Origin of the sequence: Mucilaginibacter corticis (assembly GCF_007558865.1) — a bacterium.
GTDB classification, from domain to species: Bacteria; Bacteroidota; Bacteroidia; order Sphingobacteriales; family Sphingobacteriaceae; genus Mucilaginibacter; species Mucilaginibacter corticis.
Genome location: NZ_VLPK01000002.1, coordinates 682038 through 700515 on the forward strand (window position 1 = coordinate 682038; position 18478 = coordinate 700515).

Consider the following 18478-nt stretch of genomic DNA (forward strand, 5'->3'; position numbering starts at 1 on the left):
TTAAATAGGTTATAATAATATAACTTTATCGTTAACCAATTGATAACTGTACATCGCCAAGGTATAGCTTGCTGAATTATGAAAAGGAGTATACACTATATATTGCTTATTTGTATGTTGTGTGTTTTATACACAATATATTCCTGTAACCATTTTTCGGCAGAGCAAAGCACAACCGAAGAAATACCCGATACCATTAGCTACAATTTTAATATCAGGCCTATCCTTTCTGACAAATGTTTTAAATGCCACGGTCCCGATGCCAGTAAACGCCAGGCCGGTTTAAGGCTTGATATCCCTGAAAGTGCATATAGTGCATTAAAAGATAATCCTGCAGCACATGCTTTAGTGCCGGGCGATTTGGACAAGTCTGAGCTTTTTCAACGGATTTCTACTTCAGACTCTTCCACTTTAATGCCGCCGCCCAATTCAAACCTTAAAAGGCTTAACCAATATGAACTGGCGCTAATAAAAAAATGGATAAAACAGGGGGCCAAATATGAAAAACATTGGGCATTTGTGCCGCCTAAATACACACCCGTACCTGAGGTTAAAGATAAAACCTGGCCAAAAAATCCGATAGATAACTTTATTCTTGCCCGGTTAGAAAAATACAATATCAAGCCTAATGCCGAAGCGGATAAAGAGCGATTATTAAAGCGGATAAGTTTCGATCTTACCGGCTTGCCACCTGATTTGGCTACCATGGATAAGTTTTTGGCGGATAATAGCCCTGATGCTTATGAGAAAATGGTAGACGAGCTAATGGCCAAACCGCAATATGGCGAAAAAATGGCGCTGCATTGGATGGATATTGCACGATACGCAGATTCGCACGGTTACCAGGACGATAATTACCGAACCCAATGGCCATGGCGTGATTGGGTGATACATGCCTATAACGAAAACTTATCCTACAAAAGCTTTATCACCTGGCAACTGGCCGGCGACCTGATGCCTAACCATACCAAAGAACAACTGCTGGCAACCGGCTTTAACCGTAATCATAAAATAACCGAAGAAGGCGGCGTAATTGATGAAGAGTACCGCGTCAGTTATGTAACCGATCGAACGAATACGTTTGGCAAGGCCATGATAGGTGTGTCGCTTGAATGCGCTCATTGCCATGATCATAAATATGATCCTTTTTCGCAAAAAGAATATTACCAGGTATTTGCGTTTTTTAACAATGTAAAAGAGGTTGGTATTGAAACTACAGTTGGCGGCCCAGAAACTTACGCCAAAAAACCATTGATGCAGATTAGTAACGATGATGTAAAAAGTGTGCTCAAATTTGTTAATAAGAAAGATACGGGTAAACTGATCGTCTCCATTATGGGCGATAGCTTAAATTACCATAAAACTTATATTCTGAAACGTGGTTCATATGATGCACCCGGCGATGAAGTATCCGCCGGTACCCCAAAAGCAATTCTTCCTTTTAATGATAGTTATCCTAAAAATAGATTAGGGTTAGCTAAATGGCTGTTTGATAAAGACAATCCTCTTACTGCAAGAGTATATGTTAATCAAATATGGCAAGAGTTTTTTGGACGGGGGATAGTTAAAACATTGGGCGACTTTGGTATGCAAGGCGATCTGCCGTCTAACCCGCAATTGTTAGATTGGCTGGCGCTTGATTTCAGGGATCATGGCTGGAACATAAAACGTTTGGTTAAGCAGATGGTGATGTCGGCAACATACCGGCAATCAGCTGTAATATCACCTGAAAAACTGAAGGAAGACCCCGAAAATATTATGCTTGCACGTGGCCCGCGTGGCCGCCTGCCTGCAGAATTTGTGCGCGATGAAGTACTGGCCAGCAGCGGGCTTTTAACCAAAACCATAGGCGGACCCAGTGTGAACCCTTACCAGCCTCCGGGCCTTTGGGAAAACACTACATCAGGCAGAGGGCAGCTTGCAAGCTATAAGCAGGTTCATGGGCCTGATTTGTATCGCCGGGGCATGTACACTTTAATTAAACGCACAGTCCCGCCGGTTGAAATGGCTATTTTTGATGCCAGCAACCGTGATCAATGCGAAGTGCAGCGCCTGCGTACCAATACACCGCTACAGGCATTGCTGATGATGAATGATCCGACAGTTTTAGAAGCCGCGAGAGTTTTAGCAGCCAAGCTGCTGCAGGAAAAAAGCACAGCGAACGACAAAATATATAAGGCTTTCAGATTAATTATCTGTCGTAAACCTACAGCTAAGGAAATGGGCATCCTTACAGCTTATTATACCGAGCAATTACAATCAGCTAATAAACAAAGCGCGGATAAATTATTGAGTGTTGGTGAGTATCCTATTCCGCCGCAGTTGGATAAACTCGATTTGGTTACCATGATGAAGGTAGTAGACACCATATACAATTTAGAGGAAGCGATAACAAAAACATAAGCGCCATGGAGAAAGATATATTAGAACATAGGTTGGGCATAAACCGCCGTCGTTTTCTGTCAAAGCTGAGTCTTGGTTTGGGCAGCGTCGCGTTGGGTTCATTACTGGTGCCTGATCTTTTTTCCGGAGTTAAGAGTGATGATGCTGATTTTATACCCGGGATACCCAACTTTGCGCCAAAGGCTAAAAGGGTGATCTATTTGTTTCAGGATGGTGCACCTTCTCAGTTAGAATCGTTTGATTATAAGCCCAAATTACGAGAAATGATGGGGCAGGAGCTGCCACTATCTGTAAGGGGCAACCAGATCTTGACTGGTATGACCGCCAAGCAGGCATCATTCCCTTTAGTAGGTTCATTTTATGATTTTAAGCAATACGGGCAGTCGGGCGCATGGGTAAGCGATATTTTTCCGCATATCGGTAAGATAGCAGACGATATTTGTATCATCAGGTCGATCCATACTGATGCCATTAACCATGACCCGGCACTAACATTTTTTCAGACAGGTGCGCAACAAGGTAACAGGCCAAGCATGGGTTCGTGGGTAAGCTATGGGCTTGGCAGCGAAAATAAAAACCTGCCTGCTTTTACGGTACTGTTATCAAAAGGAAAAGGTAACGGGCAAGGCGTCTATTCAAAATTATGGAGTAACGGATTTTTAGATTCTATTCACCAGGGAGTGCAATTTAGCAGCAGCGAAGACCCGGTTTTGTATTTGAATGATCCTAACGGAATGGACAGGGTAGAGCGCCGCAAAATGCTGGATAAACTGGCCGAACTGAATGATATATCCGGTAAAGAATTTAATGACCCTGAAATCAATGCCAAGATACAACAGTATGAAATGGCCTACCGAATGCAAACCGCCGTCCCTGAGATAACGGATATATCAAAGGAGCCTGACGATATTATAAAATTATACGGCCCTGATTGTTTAACTCCGGGCACTTATGCCGCTAATTGTTTGCTGGCACGTAAACTTTCTGAAAACGGGGTAAGGTTTGTACAGCTTTATCACCAAGGATGGGATCAGCATGGCAACCTGCCTATTGAAATGGGCGGCCAGGCAAAAGACGTCGACCAGGCATCAGCAGCTTTGGTGACCGATCTGAAACAACGCGGTTTGCTTGATGAAACACTGGTGATCTGGGGCGGCGAATTTGGGCGTACAAATTTTAGCCAGGGCAAGCTTTCAAAAGAAAATTATGGCCGCGACCATCATCCGCGTTGCTTTAGCATGTGGATGGCCGGCGGCGGCATTAAACCGGGCATAGTCTACGGCGAATCGGACGAGCTGGGATATAATATAGTAAGCAATCCGGTACACGTGCATGATTTCCACGCAACTGTATTAAACCAGTTGGGAATAGACCATACCAAACTTACCTACAAAAGCCTGGGCCGCAGGTACAGGTTAACTGATGTAGCCGGTAACGTAGTAAGAGATATCATATCCTAAATATAACCAATCAAACATGGAAAGAAGGAGTTTTGTAAAGCAGAGTGCTATAGTATCTGCAAGTTTTTTTATAACCAAAGATCTTTTGGCAAAGGATAAAGGGTCTGTATATGGCCATAACGGCATGCGTTACCGTATGGATAATGCCTGGAGCAAAGCCGACCCAAAAATAAACCCGGTAAATGATTGCCATGAAATGGTGCAGGATGCTAAGGGACGAATATTGTTGCTGACCAACGAAACAAAAAACAATGTGCTGATTTACAATAAATCAGGTAAGCTATTAACCACCTGGGGGCATGATTTCCCGGGGGCGCATGGTTTAACTTTGGTTAACGAAAACGGTACGGAATTTCTTTTCATTACCGATACGGTAAAACACCAGGTTTATAAAACTACTATTGATGGTAAGTTATTAATGACTATTGATGTCCCGCTTGAAACCGGCGTTTATAAAAAAGCAGAAGAATTTGTGCCAACCGAAACTGCTGTTGATACAAATGGCGACTTCTTTATTGCTGATGGCTATGGGGCACAATATATTACCCATTATGACAAGGATGGCAAGCTGAAAAACTTTTTTGGCGGCAAGGGTGAAGGCGATGAGCATTTAGATAATGCGCACGGAATTGTGATAGACAGGCGCAACAGCACACCTACTTTATTGATAACAGACCGTACCCGCAATTGCTTTAAACGCTTTAGTATGGATGGTAAGTTAATTGAAATAATTAAACTGCCCGGTGCCTGTGTATGTCGCCCTGTTATTAAAGGCGATCATTTATATGCCGCAGTATTACGCTCGCCGAATTTGGGCGCAGAAAATTCCGGGTTTACCACTATCCTTGATAAAGATAATAAAGTAGTATCAAACATTGGGGGGACAGAGCCGATATATAAAGACGGCATTTTACAACCAATGGCCCAGGCCGAAAAGATCTTTTTAAACCCGCATGATGTATGTGTTGACAATGATGAAAACCTGTATGTAGCACAATGGGCGTCGGGCAAGGTGTACCCGTATAAATTTACGCGCGTTTAATACTGCTGTCTTTTATATGATAATAAGCCGCTATAAAGGTTTTGCAGACAACCTGTTAATTGCCTTAAATATATTTATTGTTTTTTTGTTATTGGCCGATGGTCATATAGTGATACCGCAATGGCTGCAACCGACGGGCCGTATGCACCCGCTGGTGCTTCATTTTCCGATAGTGTTGCTTATTCTTGCTATGCTGCTGGAGTTTTTTCGTTTCATGCCTGAGTTTACAGACGATAAACTATACCAGCAATTTACTACAACATTATTATTGGTTGGCGCGCTTTTTTCGGCCATTACCGTTATTATGGGGCTTTTTCTTTCGCACGAAGCAGGCTATGCAAACGGAAATCTGCAGTGGCATAAATGGTTTGGCGTTTGTGTAACCTTTATAGCAACATTTATTTATTGGTTTAGGGGTAAAAGCCGGTACAACGCTACTATAGCTCGCGTTAACGCCATAGTATTGGTTTTCTTTGTAATTGTAGCCGGGCATTTTGGCGCTGATATTACGCATGGCGATAATTTTATTCTTGCACCTGTTATGCATAAAAAACAGGTTTCGGTTGATAAAGCCATAGTTTACCAGGACGTGATCCAGCCTATTTTTGAAAGCAAATGTAATGGTTGCCATAATGCCGAAAAATCAAAGGGTGGTTTAATATTGACAGACCAGGCATCGTTGTTAAAAGGGGGGAAGACAGGTAAACTATTTGTGCCGGGGCAGCCCCAAGTAAGTTTATTATTACAACGGATCCATTTGCCTGATGACGCGAAAAATCATATGCCGCCAAATGGCAAACCACAGCTAACGCCTGATGAAATGAAGGTGCTTTACCTTTGGATAAAAGATAATGCCAATTTTGACCAAAAGGTAGTTAGTTTACCTGCTGGTGATTCCTTACGTACCATAGCCTCAACTTTTTTAAAACCGGCCGAAGCTGTGGAGGAACAATTTGACTTTGCCGCAGCAGATGATAAAACGATAAAAAAACTAAACAGCAATTACCGAGGCGTATACCAATTAGGCACAAATTCGCCGGCTTTATCAGTTGACATATTTAACAGGACTGCATATGATCCTAAGATGTTGAGCGATCTGACTGAGATTAAAAAACAGATTGTGTCGCTTGATCTGCATAAAATGCCTGTTAAAGACGGTGAACTAAAAACCATCGCCAAATTTGAAAACCTACGGACACTTAACCTCAACTACACTGACATTACCGGAAGCACTTTAAAAGAACTAACCTCACTTAAGTATTTACGGTCGCTATCACTTGCCGGCACACAATTAAAGCCTCATTCGCTTGATCAGTTAGGCGCATTTAAAAGCCTGAACGAATTGGTGATCTGGAACAGCGGGTTAAGTGCAACAGATATTCAACAGCTTAAAACCGCTAATAAAAAAGTACAAATAATTGATGGTTATAAGAATGATGGCAAACTTATCCCGCTAAACTCTCCGCAAATAAAAAATACTGCTTTTGTGTTTTCTAAGCCGGTACCATTAGTGATCAGCCATCCAATTAAAGGAGTGACCATCCGATATACAACTGATGGTACAGACCCGGATAGTCTGCATTCTGCAATTTATCAACCCGGTGTTATGATTGCCGATAATTCAACTATTAAAGCAAAGGCATATAAGCCCGGCTGGTATGGCAGCAACATTGTTAGCGCCGCATTTTATAAGGATAGTTTCAGGCCTGACAGTGTTCAGTTATTAAGCGTTCCGAACGAAAAATACAGGGCTGGTGGCGCAAAAGCATTAGCAGACGGCGAGTTGGGTACGATGGATTACAATGCAGGGAAATGGTTGGGATACCAAATTGATATGCAGGTATTATTATATTACAATCAACCCGTAACACCACATACACTCACATTTAATTGTCTCAGAATGATCAACAACCAGATCTTTTTGCCTAACGAAATACAGGTTTGGGGCGGTAAAGATAAAGATCATTTAAAACTGATAAGCACATTGAAAACAGGTGAGCAAAAGAAAGATGATCCGACTGTTATAACGGGTATGGTATGTAAATTGAATGTATCGGCCCCAATATCGTGTATTAAACTGGTTGCTAAACCTATTTATAAATTACCGCAATGGCATCCTGCAAAAGGCCAGCCATCATGGGTATTTGCTGATGAAATATTTGTGAACTAATTGGTTCCCATTTTAGTTATTAATGTTCAAATAGCTTATAATCGGCTAACAAGTTTTTAATAACGCCTGATATTAGCTGTGATATTACTAAATTTGTGGTAATGACTGAACTGAATGAATACGAATGCGAAATGCTTGACGCGATGCTGGAAGCATTTGGCATCCCAGATAGCCTGACTCGTACCCAGTTAATGAGCCTTTTTGACCAGGACGAGGCAACTGCTTTCGCTATGGTACAGATCCTGATCCGTGAAGGATTGGTTGCCGAGGCCGGCAAACATGGCAATTTTGAATTGCCTGAAAAGCTGGTGCTTAAGCCTAAAGGAGAAAAATTTCTGAAAGAAGGTGGTTTTACCAAACGCCACAAACAAGAACAGGAAAAACCTGCAGAGATTGGCGGCACGCTGTCTAAATTACAGCAACAGAATATGCGCCTGCAAAATCTGAAATTGGCTAACGAATCGCAGATCCAGGAGCTTCAGAAAAAAGTTGATATGGCCCAAATGCGTCAGTACATTTGGTGGGTGCTCATCATCGTCGCGTTAGTTATTGGTTACTTTATTGGGCATTCACTAAAAAAGTAATAAATCCTTGTTTGAACACGGTTATGTAACAAAATAACTGCTGATGTTCCTAATACAGAAACAATTAGGGCGTTTTTTGCGTTAAATCTAACGCGTATGCAAACAAAACTTGAACTATACCGGAAAGTCACCCCACTGGCCGGTCTCGGCATATGGGAACGCAACCTCGTCACCGGAGAGGTTTATTGGAATACTGTTGTACGCCAGATCTATGCCGTACCTGAAGATTTCAATATGAGTCTTGACAATTCGCTTGCTTTTTATCATAATAAGGCTGCTATCGAAAATTTGCTTGAAACGGCTGCCAAAACCGGCGATCCGCAGATAGGTCAATTACAAATAACCGCGCAGGACGGACGGCAAAAATGGGTTAAGATCAGGGTACAGGCTGAATTTGAAGAAGAACGCTGCATAGCAATTTATGGTACACTTGAAGAGATAACCGAACAGGTGGCCTTGTTTCATAGAATGGCCGAGCAGGAAGCCCAGTTTCACCAGGCTTTTGAATTTGCCCCCATTGGTATGGCTTTGGTTTCGCTTAAAGGCCAATGGATGCGTGTTAACCCCAAGATAAGTGAGATGCTGGGTTATTCAGCACCTGAACTTTTTGCACTTTCTTTTCAGCAGATCACACATCCCGACGACCTGCAGAGTGATCTCGATCAAATGCAGCAGCTGGTTAATGGTAACATCGGGTCATACCAGATGGATAAACGTTATTTCCATAAGGATGGCAGTGTAATATGGGCATTGTTATATGTCAGCCTGGTGCGCGACCAAAACGGATCTCCGCTATATTTTGTTTCGCAGCTTAAGGACATTACTGAACGCAAGCATATGGAGTTTGAAAGAGTTAAAACACTTGAAATAATTACCGCACAGAATAGCAGGTTGCTAAATTTCGCCCATATTGTTTCGCATAACCTGCGTTCGCATGGTAGCAATATCCAGCTAATAACCCAGCTTTTAGAAGAAGAAACCGATCCGGCGGAAAAAGAACAGCTGACTAACTTGTTAAAAGTTAACGCAAGGAATCTACAGGAAACGCTTGCAGATCTGAACAATGTTGTAGATGTACAAAGCTCAGGCAAACAAACCATTAAATCACTCAACCTGTACGATCAGGTTTTTAAGATAGCTGAGGTAATGGAATTGCCATTACAACAGGTAGACGGTACATTGGTTAATGAAGTAGATAAAGATCTTTGGTTTGATTATGATCAGGCCTATTTGGATAGTATCCTTTTAAACCTGCTCACCAACGCCATAAAATACCGTGACCCGGAAAGGCCTTTGTTGGTCACATTAAAAGCCCGGCAGGAGGGTAGAAAAATCATCTTAACCGTTAGTGATAATGGCCTCGGTATTGATATGACGCGATACGGCGATCAACTTTTTGGTATGTACAACACCTTTCATGGTAACGGCGATGCACGTGGTATCGGCCTTTTCCTGATCAAAAGTCAGGTAGAAGTAATGGGTGGGCACATATCTGCAAGCAGCAGCCCTGGTGCGGGCATGACTTTTACGTTAGAATTTAATTAATAATTTGTATTTGCTGAAATCGTTTTCTAACTTTAAGCGCACAGTACTTTTAAAACTTACGTTATGACAGAAAACCGCACTTCATTGCTGGCTGTTATTCTCAGCAAACTCAGCCCTGCCGATATCAGTTTAAAAGAAAATCGTCAGCTTATAGCCGAGCGTATAGAAAATATACTAAGCCAAAATAGTTGGTCGCGACAGCACTTTGCAACCCTGATGCGCCTGGAAATACGCCCGCTAAGAGCCTGGTTGGGTAATACATATTCTATGACTGTTGAAAACCTGAATGACATTTGCCAATTGCTTAATGTGTCATTAGGTGATCTTGTGGCAGCATAAGGATACCGGAAGCGAGCCTCAAGCATACATGTAAACCTTTAGGCACTATATTAATTATAGTGAATGTCTTAAGCTATGTCGTAGATAATTCTACGATGCTTATTTGCTATTGTATTACGTAGATAGTGCTGTTATTTCTTCATGTTTATTTACGTTTTCATAAAATATTAAAGATTTAAATATCCCGTCATTGAATTAAGTAACATCTTGAAGAGTTTTCTCGTGATTGACGTTTTACTTTTTATATTCGTTTGATATTTATGAAAACAATATTTAAAAGTTCTATACTGCTGTTAGCCGCTGTCGGTTTAGCACAGAAACCGGCCGATGCCCAGATCAATAAAGTAAAACATGTAGTGGTTATCTATATGGAGAACCACAGCTTTGATAACCTTTGGGGGCAGTTCCCGGGTGCTGTGGGCCTTGATAATGCCAAAAAAGAAAACATTATTCAATTAGATGCAAACGGTCAACCCTATACAACGTTGCCGCCAATACCGCGCAGTAGTGCTTTCCCTACCAACCTGCCAAATACTTATTTCAATATAGATCAGTACGTAGCTGCCGATCAGATCAGCCCTGATCCCACACATCGATTTTACCAGGAGCAATTCCAGATAGATGGCGGTAAAATGGATAAGTACGCGCTTTATAATGACAACAAAGGTTTTACCATGGGGTATTATAATACCAAAGACCTGCCGCTGTATAATCTTGCCAAACAATACACTATTTGCGATCATTTTTTTCATAGCGCTTTCGGCGGGTCATTTCTTAATCATCAATGGCTGATCGCCGCTGCATCCCCGGTATTTCCCAACGCGGTAGAGAGGCTGGTAGCTAAGGAAGATGCTTCAGGTAAGCTAATCAAGGACGGAATGATAACGCCCGATGGCTATGCGGTAAATACTGCTAACTCGATAAATCTCCACCCGGAAAAAGATAACCCCGAAAACCTGGTACCAACCCAGAACGGCGTAACTATCGGTGACAGGTTGTCTGATAAAAAAATTTCATGGGCCTGGTATTCGGGCGGCTGGAACAATATCATGCAGGGAAAACCTGCGCCTACATTCACGTACCATCACCAGCCATTTGCTTATTTTTCAAAATATGCTGCAGGTACACTAGGACGTAAAGAACACCTTAAAGACGAAACAGAATTTTTGGAAGCAGCAAAAAAAGGAACGCTGCCAGCTGTATCATTTGTAAAACCCATCGGCTTAGAAAATGAACACCCGGGTGAATCGACCGTTAAAGGAGGTGAAACTCACGCTGTGGAACTAATAAACGCGGTACTGAACGGGCCAAATGGCAAGGATGTTGTAATTATTCTGACCTATGACGAAAACGGTGGTTTCTGGGATCATGTGGCCCCGCCGGTGATAGACAAGTGGGGGCCGGGAACCCGGATTCCTGCGCTGATCATCTCGCCATTTGCCAAAAAGGGTTATGTAGATCATACCAGTTATGAAACCGTAAGTATATTGTCTTTCATTGAAAAGCGTTGGGGACTTGAGCCGCTTAACGAGCGCGACAAGAAAGCCGATCCGCTGAGTCATGCATTCAAGTTTTAAGACCATTGCACTGGTTGCGTTTGGGATCACGGGCTATAGTCTGTTTGCATTCCGGGAAACAACACCGACACAAACTGTACAAAACCGGCTAAGGTTACAGGCGGACAGCTTTGCTATGGCTGTCCAGGATTTGAAACGTATTCCTGTAGATGCAACGCATACTCAACAACTACACTCGGCGTTTATCAAAATGCGGTTGGCCTATAAAAAAATAGAATGGGCTGCCGAGTATTTTGTGCCTTTAACTACAAGGCAGGTAAACGGGCCGCCGGTGCCTGAAACCGAGCTTAACGGCCAGGTAATTCAGCCAAATGGATTGCAGATGATAGAAGAGGAGTTGTTTCGGAGATTATCATCAACAAAAAAATTAAAAGTGTTGATGGCCGGTCTGGCGGATAACGCGGTAGAATATCAAGCTTTTTTTAATCATGCCGACTTGCAGGACTGGCAAATACTGGACGCTGTTAAGTTAGAGGTTTTTCGCATCGAAGCATTAGGTCTGAACCGCTTTGATGACCCGCTCTCGCGTAACTGTTTCAATGAATCTGTCGTCGCGTTGCAAAGCCTGAATCAGGTGATAGCAAACTATCCCGGCGGTAATAAGCTCGGGCCATTGTTCTTAGCAGCTATAAGCTATTTAAAGCAACCTGTAAGTTTTGATAATTTTAACCGCATCGTCTTTCTTACCAAATACGCTAACCCGCTTACCGGGGCAATCACATCACTGCACAATCAGTTAAACTTACCTGATATACATTATAACCGGCTGCTTAATCAAGGTGCTGAAACGCTGTTTGCCCCAAATGCTTTTAACCGCAATGCTTATACTGCCTCTCCCGCAGACTCGGCTACTACGGATAAGATAATGTTGGGTAAGAAATTATTTTTTGATCCCCGGCTTTCGGGAACAATGGCCCGCAGCTGTTCATCCTGTCATCAACCGGATAAAGCTTTTACCGATGGCTTGACTAAGAATCTGGATATCACCGGCAAAAAATTTATCACACGTAATACGCCTACGCTCATCAATGCCGCTTTACAGGCGGCCCAGTTTTATGATCTAAGAGCCGCGTCGCTTGAAGATCAGGTGAGGGATGTAGTGCAGAACAAAGACGAGATGCATGGCGATATGCAGGTGTCCACCCAAAAACTATGGCAGGATACCATTTACCGTAAATTGTTCACCATAGTTTTCCCTGCGCGTAACAGGTCGTCAATAGATACTTTGGAAGTTATGAATGCGCTGGCAAGCTATGTCCGCAGCCTGACCGCGCTTAACAGCCGTTTTGATCAATATATGCAGGGAAAGAGAGAGGCGCTTACTACAAATGAAGTTGCAGGCTTTAATTTATTCATGGGCAAGGCCCGCTGTTCGACCTGCCATTATTTGCCGCTGTTTAATGGTACGCTGCCGCCCCGATATATGCAGTTAGATGCCGAAGTAATTGGCGTGCCGCATACAAAGACTGATAAACAAATAGACCCTGACCAAGGCCTTTATAATTTATCGCCGTATAGCTTTAACCGCCATGCCTTTAAAACAACTACAGTACGTAACACAGCCCTTACAGCGCCTTATATGCACAACGGTGTATTTAAAACGCTGGATGAAGTGATTGATTTTTATAACAATGGCGGTGGGGCCGGTATGGGGATAAAAATTAATAATCAAACTTTAGATGCCAGCCCACTTCATTTAACAGCCAAAGAGAAAAAAGATCTGGTGGCTTTTATTAAAAGCTTAGATAGTAAATAAGTACCAATCTCTGGATATTTTCATCATGTTAGTTGGAATTATATTTCAATGATGAAAAATTAAATTTTAAAAATTACGATAGTATTGTTAAATTGCTGAAAACCAACCTTTTTATGCAATTAGTCATTAACTCGCTTTCTAAAACCTATCCTAATGGTGTACACGCGCTTAAAAATATCTCTTTAACTATTAACCAGGGCATGTTTGGCTTGCTTGGGCCTAACGGGGCCGGCAAATCATCGCTGATGCGAACTATTGCTACTTTGCAGGAAGCCGATACCGGGTCGATATTTTTAGATGATCTTGACGTGCTCGCAAAAAAAGCCGAAGTAAGGCAATTATTGGGTTATTTGCCCCAGGATTTTGGTGTTTATCCGCGTATTTCTGCCGAAGAGATGCTTGATCATATCGCACAGCTAAAAGGTATCGGTGTAAAGTCTGAACGTAAGGAACTTGTTAGCGCCCTGCTTGATAAGGTTAACTTAACCAAAGACAAAAAGAAAAACTTAGGAACGTATTCCGGCGGAATGAAACAACGCTTTGGCATAGCACAGGCGTTAATGGGTAACCCGAAACTAATTATTGTTGATGAGCCCACAGCCGGACTTGATCCCGCCGAAAGAAACCGATTTTACAACCTGTTAAGCCAGATCGGCGAAAATACCATTGTTATCCTGTCTACCCATATTGTAGAGGATGTGCGTACGCTTTGTTCAGACTTTGCCATTATTTGCCAGGGCGAACTGATGTATAAAGGTGAGCCTGACGCAGCGATTGTCGAAATAGAAGGTAAGATCTACAGTAAAACCATAAACAAGGATGACGTACTCAAATACAAAGAAAGCTACAGCATCATATCCACACAATTAAAAGGAGGGCAGCTTAACCTGCGGATATTTAGCGATACAGACCCGGGCAATGGTTTTGTACCTGTACCAATTATCCTGGAAGATTTTTACTTCAGTAAAATAGCTCAAAAAGTAGATGTGATCACCCTTTAAACCACCGGCTTATGTTTTGGCAGATATTTACTTTTGAAATAAAGTACCGGCTTAAGCGCCCGGCTACCTATCTATACTTTGCTACATTTTTATTGCTTACTGCCGCGGTTTACGGTGCGGGATTGGTCAATGGTTCAGAAAAGGTGTATTATAATTCCCCCATTTTTACGGCCATTATCTTCACTTTTTTAAGCCTTTTCATGATGCTGGTCAGTTCGGCCGTTATGGGGGTGCCCTTATACAGGGATATAGATTATAATACCAAAAACTACTACATGGCCTACCCGATAACAGAAAACGGTTATTTCTGGGGCAGGTATCTGGGGTCGTTTATTTTCGTGTTGCTTATTAGTACATCTTTGATTTTCGGGGCATATGTGGGTACGTTTTTGGGGCCATTGTTTGATTGGGTGCCTGATAAACGTATTGACCATAATCATTTGGTTTATTTCCTTCAGCCTTTTTTCTGCATCGTAATACCTAACCTGTTTTTTACTTCTTCTATCTTTTTTGGCCTGGTAGCTTTAACACGTAATGTTAAGATCATTTATACTGCAAGTATTTTATTATTGATAGCTTACCTGCTTTCAAATTTCTTGATCAGGGATATTGAGAATAAAAACCTGGTAAAACTGCTTGATCCCTTCGCGCTTAATACCATAAGCCTTGAAACCAGGTTTTATACCCCTGCCGAACAAAATACGTTGATGGTGCCCATTAAAGGCTATGTTTTATATAACCGTATTATATGGGCATGCGTTGGGTTGCTTATACTCCTGGCTACTTATTTTGGTTTTAGCTTTAAACGGTTTTTTGGCGGGGGACGCATGAAGAAACAGGTAGCCGAAACAGGGGAAGGCCTGCGTGCTTACCTGTCGGCACTGCCAAAGGTTTCGATCAGTTTTGCCGGTAATTACTATCGCCGCATCATGTTTAACATGGCTAAAATCGAGTACCTGAGCATTGTGCGCGATGTTTATTTTAGGGTGATCTTGCTGGGCGGGGTTATTTTTCTGGCGCTTGATTACTGGATAGGCGATCAGTTGTATAGTGTCCCCAATTATCCGCTTACGGTTAACCTGATGACGTATAAAAATTATGACTACCTGTTATTTATTTTCATCATCATTGTTTTTTATACCGGCGAAACTATCCATCGCGACAAAACAAGCCGCTTTGCCATCATTAACGATGCCTTGCCAACGCCCGACTGGGTTTTATATGGGTCAAAGCTGTTAGGACTGATTACCTTGGCTTTTGCGCTATCTACAATACCATTAATTGTCGGGCTACTTGTACAGGTGTTTAAAGGCTTTACAGATTTCAGGCTAGATGTTTACTTTACAGAGCTGTATGCTATAACCTTTCCTCAGTTTATACAAATGATCATGCTATCATTTGCGGTGCATATCATTGTGAATAATAAGTTTGCCGGGCATGGTATATCTATCATAATATGGGTTATTATGTATTCGCTCCGCAATTTCGGGCATATGGATTATAACCTGCTGTTTTATTCATACATGCCTAATTATATCTGGTCGGACATGGATGGGATAGGGCATATGGCCCGGCCGGTATTTTGGTTTAATTTTTACTGGATGATATTTGGTTGCCTGCTGTTGATTCTTGCTGCTATGTTTTTTTCAAGAGGTGTGGTGTCAACATTCAAAGAGCGCTGGTCAATTTTTAAACAAAGATTTCATGGAGTGCCCAAATACTTATTTTTTGGGCTGATAATTTGTTTTTTCGCAGTTGGCTCATATATCTATTACAATGTAAGTTATATCAATGATTATCTAAGCACAACCGAAACTGAATATAGGCAGTCACAATACGAAAAGACCCTCAAAAAGTATGAAAAGCTGGATCAGCCCAAAGTGACCAGCCTTAAAATGTTTGCAGATATCTTCCCGATGGAGAGAAAGGTGTTGGTTAAGGGGATAATTAAACTGGTAAATAAAACAGGCGTGGCTATAAGCACACTTCATTTAAATGGAACCGGGCTTGAAAGTTTTACAGTAAAATACAATAATAAAAATATGGCAGTAACTTACCCGCTGTTGTATAAGAGAGGACAGTTTAATTGGTTCAGATCAAAAAAAGATACTGCTAAATACCGCATTTACAAGTTGCCCGCAATTATGCAGCCCGGTGATAGCGCCATACTTGAAATCAATTCGGTTGTGGCCTACAGAGGGTTTACCAACGATATTTCTGGGACCGACATAGTTCATAACGGGACTTTTTATGCCGGAGGTTTACCCACTATCGGCTATGATCCGGATAACGAATTGAATAGTGATGAAAAGCGGACTAAATATCATCTGCCTGAAAAAAAAGACGAATACCCGCCACAAACAGATAAAAAAGGGATCAGCACACTTTTATTTAATGACGATGCGGACCTGGTAAATTATGATATCACAGTAAGTACAATTGGCGACCAATTGGCTATTGCGCCGGGTTACCTGGATAAGGCCTGGAAAAAAGACGGCCGTAACTATTATCACTACATACAGGATGACCCTAAGGTCGATTTGTTTTTTGATGTAGTATCTGCAAGGTACACTACTAAATTTGATAGCATTACCATGTTTAACGGCAAAAAGGTGCGGCTTGAATTATACTATCATTATGCACATGCTTTTAACCTTAACCGTTTTATGGCTGCATATAAAGACGGTATCGATTATTATTCTAAATCGTACGGTCCTTTCCAGTTTAAGCAAATGCGCTTGTTGGAGTATCCGAAATACAGAACCTTTGCGCAATCGTTCCCCAATACCGTATCTTATGAAGAAGGATTTGGCTGGACAACAGATTTCAGGGACCCCAAGAAATTTGATTACGCATATTTTGTGACCGCGCATGAACTGGCACACCAGTGGTGGGGACACCAGGTTGTACCTAACCGCACACGAGGATCAAACCTGATCTCGGAGGCGTTGGCAGAATATACCGCCCTTATACTTACCCAGCGCAAATATGGAAGGGATAACATGAAGCGTTTCTTAAAACAAGAGCTTGATGGTTACCTGCGTGGCCGGGCCAGCGAAACAAAAAAGGAAAATGTGTTTATCAATTGTAATAAGCCTTACGAGTGGTATCAAAAAGGGTCTTTGATACTTTACGGGCTGCAGGACCTGATAGGGATGGATACATTGAATAACGCTTTACGCGAGTTTAGAAATGCTTACGCCTTTCATCCCGACCCACCATTTCCGGGAAGTAATGACCTGTATCGGTACATCAATAAACATGTGCCTGACAGTGTGAAATATTACTTGGATGATACCTGGAATAAGATCACCCTTTATGAAAATAAAATGGATGATGTTACATCGGTACCAACGGGTAAAAAGGATGAGTACAAAGTAACAATGAAGGTAAGCACCCGTAAAATGTATGCCGATAGCGCAGGTAATGAAAAACCCGCGTTAAAAATGAACGACTATATTGATATAGGTGTGTTTGCGGCCGAAACAGAAGATAAACTGGGCCGTACGCAAACCAACCCGCTTTATTTAAAAAAGTACAAGCTAAAAGCCGGACAACATACCATATCGGTTATTGTAAAGGGTAAACCGGTAAAAGCCGGTATCGATCCGTATGTTAAACTAATAGACCGCATTCCTGATGATAATATTAAAGATCTGTAAAATTCCCTGATCAACATGGCGAAAAATTAAGGTCAATCACATATTGTCCTTTTTGACTTTGGTTGTTGCATATGACATTAAAAAGTTATTTTTGATCAGAAACCAGTTTTATGAAACACGGATTATTAATTGATATGGACGGCGTGATCTACAGCGGCGAACAACTTATTTTCGGCGCAGATCAATTCATTAAAAAATTAGTTGACGAAGATATTCCCTTCGCGTTTATGACCAATAATAGCAAACCAACAAGCCTGGAGGTGGTGCGTAAATTAAAACGATTGGGCATAACGGTTGAAACCAAACACGTTTACACAAGCGCTATGGCTACCGGGAAATTTTTAGGCGACCAGTCGACGAACGGAACAGCTTATGTGTTGGGTGAGGGTGGCTTGCTCACCAGCCTGCATGAAAACGGGATCACCCTGGTAGACAGCGACCCTGAATTTGTTGTATTGGGCGAGGGGAGGAACTTTACACTTGAAATGGTGCAGCGGGCTGTTGATATGATCCTTGCCGGTGCTAAGTTCATTACAACCAACCGCGACCCATCACCCAAGAAACCCGGCTGGAATAATCTTGGCATTGCTGCAACAACCGCTATGATAGAAGAAGCGACCGGCAGAAAGGCTTTTGTTACCGGCAAGCCCAGCCCGGTAATGATGCGTTCGGCACGGAAATACCTGGGATTGGAAACAGCAGAAACTACTGTTATAGGCGACACCATGGAAACCGATATACAAGGTGGCGTTCAGATGGGGTACAAAACCATTCTCGTGCTTTCAGGCATTACTACCAAAGAACAATTGAGTCAATTTGCGTATAAACCAGACCTCGTTGCCGGATCTGTCGATAAAATAGAATTTCCTTTAAAATGGTGGAATAGTTGATAAGAGGGACACAAAAATGTTTTTAAACAAAAAAGCCATTACATATGTA

Annotated in this window: 12 protein-coding genes; all 12 read left to right on the forward strand. The window is 42.1% G+C overall.

Features of this window, described 5'->3' with window-relative positions; all coding sequences use genetic code 11:
- Positions 1-78: 78 nt before the first annotated feature.
- The 12 genes from FO440_RS13580 to FO440_RS13635 all read left to right on the forward strand — a co-directional run bounded on the left by FO440_RS13580 (position 79) and on the right by FO440_RS13635 (position 18429).
- On the forward strand, positions 79-2403 hold the full coding sequence (locus tag FO440_RS13580) for a PSD1 and planctomycete cytochrome C domain-containing protein (protein ID WP_144248806.1): 2325 nt from the start codon (positions 79-81) through the stop codon (positions 2401-2403).
- A 5-nt stretch (positions 2404-2408) separates the two neighbouring features.
- Positions 2409-3863, forward strand: a complete 1455-nt coding sequence (locus FO440_RS13585; protein WP_144248807.1) for a DUF1501 domain-containing protein — start codon at positions 2409-2411, stop codon at positions 3861-3863.
- Between the two features lie 16 nt (positions 3864-3879).
- Complete coding sequence (locus tag FO440_RS13590) at positions 3880-4905, forward strand: NHL repeat-containing protein (RefSeq protein ID WP_144248808.1); 1026 nt, start codon at positions 3880-3882, stop codon at positions 4903-4905.
- Between the two features lie 16 nt (positions 4906-4921).
- The gene (locus tag FO440_RS13595) at positions 4922-7075 is read left to right on the forward strand and encodes an FN3 associated domain-containing protein (RefSeq protein WP_144248809.1); all 2154 of its coding nucleotides are present in this window, start codon (positions 4922-4924) and stop codon (positions 7073-7075) included.
- Between the two features lie 101 nt (positions 7076-7176).
- Positions 7177-7659 (forward strand): hypothetical protein, encoded by a 483-nt coding sequence (locus FO440_RS13600; protein WP_144248810.1) that lies wholly within the window; start codon positions 7177-7179, stop codon positions 7657-7659.
- Positions 7660-7755: 96 nt separating this feature from the next.
- Positions 7756-9204: a sensor histidine kinase gene (locus tag FO440_RS13605; RefSeq protein ID WP_144248811.1), complete on the forward strand. Its 1449-nt coding sequence runs from the start codon at positions 7756-7758 to the stop codon at positions 9202-9204.
- A gap of 63 nt (positions 9205-9267) precedes the next feature.
- The gene (locus FO440_RS13610; RefSeq protein ID WP_144248812.1) at positions 9268-9543 is read left to right on the forward strand and encodes a helix-turn-helix domain-containing protein; all 276 of its coding nucleotides are present in this window, start codon (positions 9268-9270) and stop codon (positions 9541-9543) included.
- Between the two features lie 260 nt (positions 9544-9803).
- Positions 9804-11120, forward strand: a complete 1317-nt coding sequence (gene acpA / locus FO440_RS13615) for an acid phosphatase (RefSeq protein WP_144248813.1) — start codon at positions 9804-9806, stop codon at positions 11118-11120.
- A complete protein-coding gene (locus FO440_RS13620; RefSeq protein ID WP_144248814.1) occupies positions 11104-12876 on the forward strand; it encodes a cytochrome-c peroxidase in 1773 nt (590 codons plus the stop codon). Before acpA ends, FO440_RS13620 begins: the two co-directional genes overlap by 17 nt.
- Positions 12877-12989: 113 nt before the next feature.
- Positions 12990-13877 (forward strand): ABC transporter ATP-binding protein, encoded by an 888-nt coding sequence (locus FO440_RS13625; protein ID WP_144248815.1) that lies wholly within the window; start codon positions 12990-12992, stop codon positions 13875-13877.
- 11 nt (positions 13878-13888) lie between these two features.
- Positions 13889-17539, forward strand: a complete 3651-nt coding sequence (locus FO440_RS13630; RefSeq protein ID WP_144248816.1) for an ABC transporter permease/M1 family aminopeptidase — start codon at positions 13889-13891, stop codon at positions 17537-17539.
- A 110-nt stretch (positions 17540-17649) separates the two neighbouring features.
- Positions 17650-18429: an HAD-IIA family hydrolase gene (locus FO440_RS13635; RefSeq protein ID WP_144248817.1), complete on the forward strand. Its 780-nt coding sequence runs from the start codon at positions 17650-17652 to the stop codon at positions 18427-18429.
- Positions 18430-18478 lie beyond the last annotated feature (49 nt).

What these genes read in the sequence shown, in the direction of transcription:
- FO440_RS13580 (WP_144248806.1), top strand. Translation starts at nt 79, where the DNA reads ATGAAAAGGAGTATACACTATATATTGCTTATTTGTATGTTGTGTGTT.
- FO440_RS13585 (WP_144248807.1), top strand. Translation starts at nt 2,409, where the DNA reads ATGGAGAAAGATATATTAGAACATAGGTTGGGCATAAACCGCCGTCGT.
- FO440_RS13590 (WP_144248808.1), top strand. Translation starts at nt 3,880, where the DNA reads ATGGAAAGAAGGAGTTTTGTAAAGCAGAGTGCTATAGTATCTGCAAGT.
- FO440_RS13595 (WP_144248809.1), top strand. Translation starts at nt 4,922, where the DNA reads ATGATAATAAGCCGCTATAAAGGTTTTGCAGACAACCTGTTAATTGCC.
- FO440_RS13600 (WP_144248810.1), top strand. Translation starts at nt 7,177, where the DNA reads ATGACTGAACTGAATGAATACGAATGCGAAATGCTTGACGCGATGCTG.
- FO440_RS13605 (WP_144248811.1), top strand. Translation starts at nt 7,756, where the DNA reads ATGCAAACAAAACTTGAACTATACCGGAAAGTCACCCCACTGGCCGGT.
- FO440_RS13610 (WP_144248812.1), top strand. Translation starts at nt 9,268, where the DNA reads ATGACAGAAAACCGCACTTCATTGCTGGCTGTTATTCTCAGCAAACTC.
- acpA (WP_144248813.1), top strand. Translation starts at nt 9,804, where the DNA reads ATGAAAACAATATTTAAAAGTTCTATACTGCTGTTAGCCGCTGTCGGT.
- FO440_RS13620 (WP_144248814.1), top strand. Translation starts at nt 11,104, where the DNA reads ATGCATTCAAGTTTTAAGACCATTGCACTGGTTGCGTTTGGGATCACG.
- FO440_RS13625 (WP_144248815.1), top strand. Translation starts at nt 12,990, where the DNA reads ATGCAATTAGTCATTAACTCGCTTTCTAAAACCTATCCTAATGGTGTA.
- FO440_RS13630 (WP_144248816.1), top strand. Translation starts at nt 13,889, where the DNA reads ATGTTTTGGCAGATATTTACTTTTGAAATAAAGTACCGGCTTAAGCGC.
- FO440_RS13635 (WP_144248817.1), top strand. Translation starts at nt 17,650, where the DNA reads ATGAAACACGGATTATTAATTGATATGGACGGCGTGATCTACAGCGGC.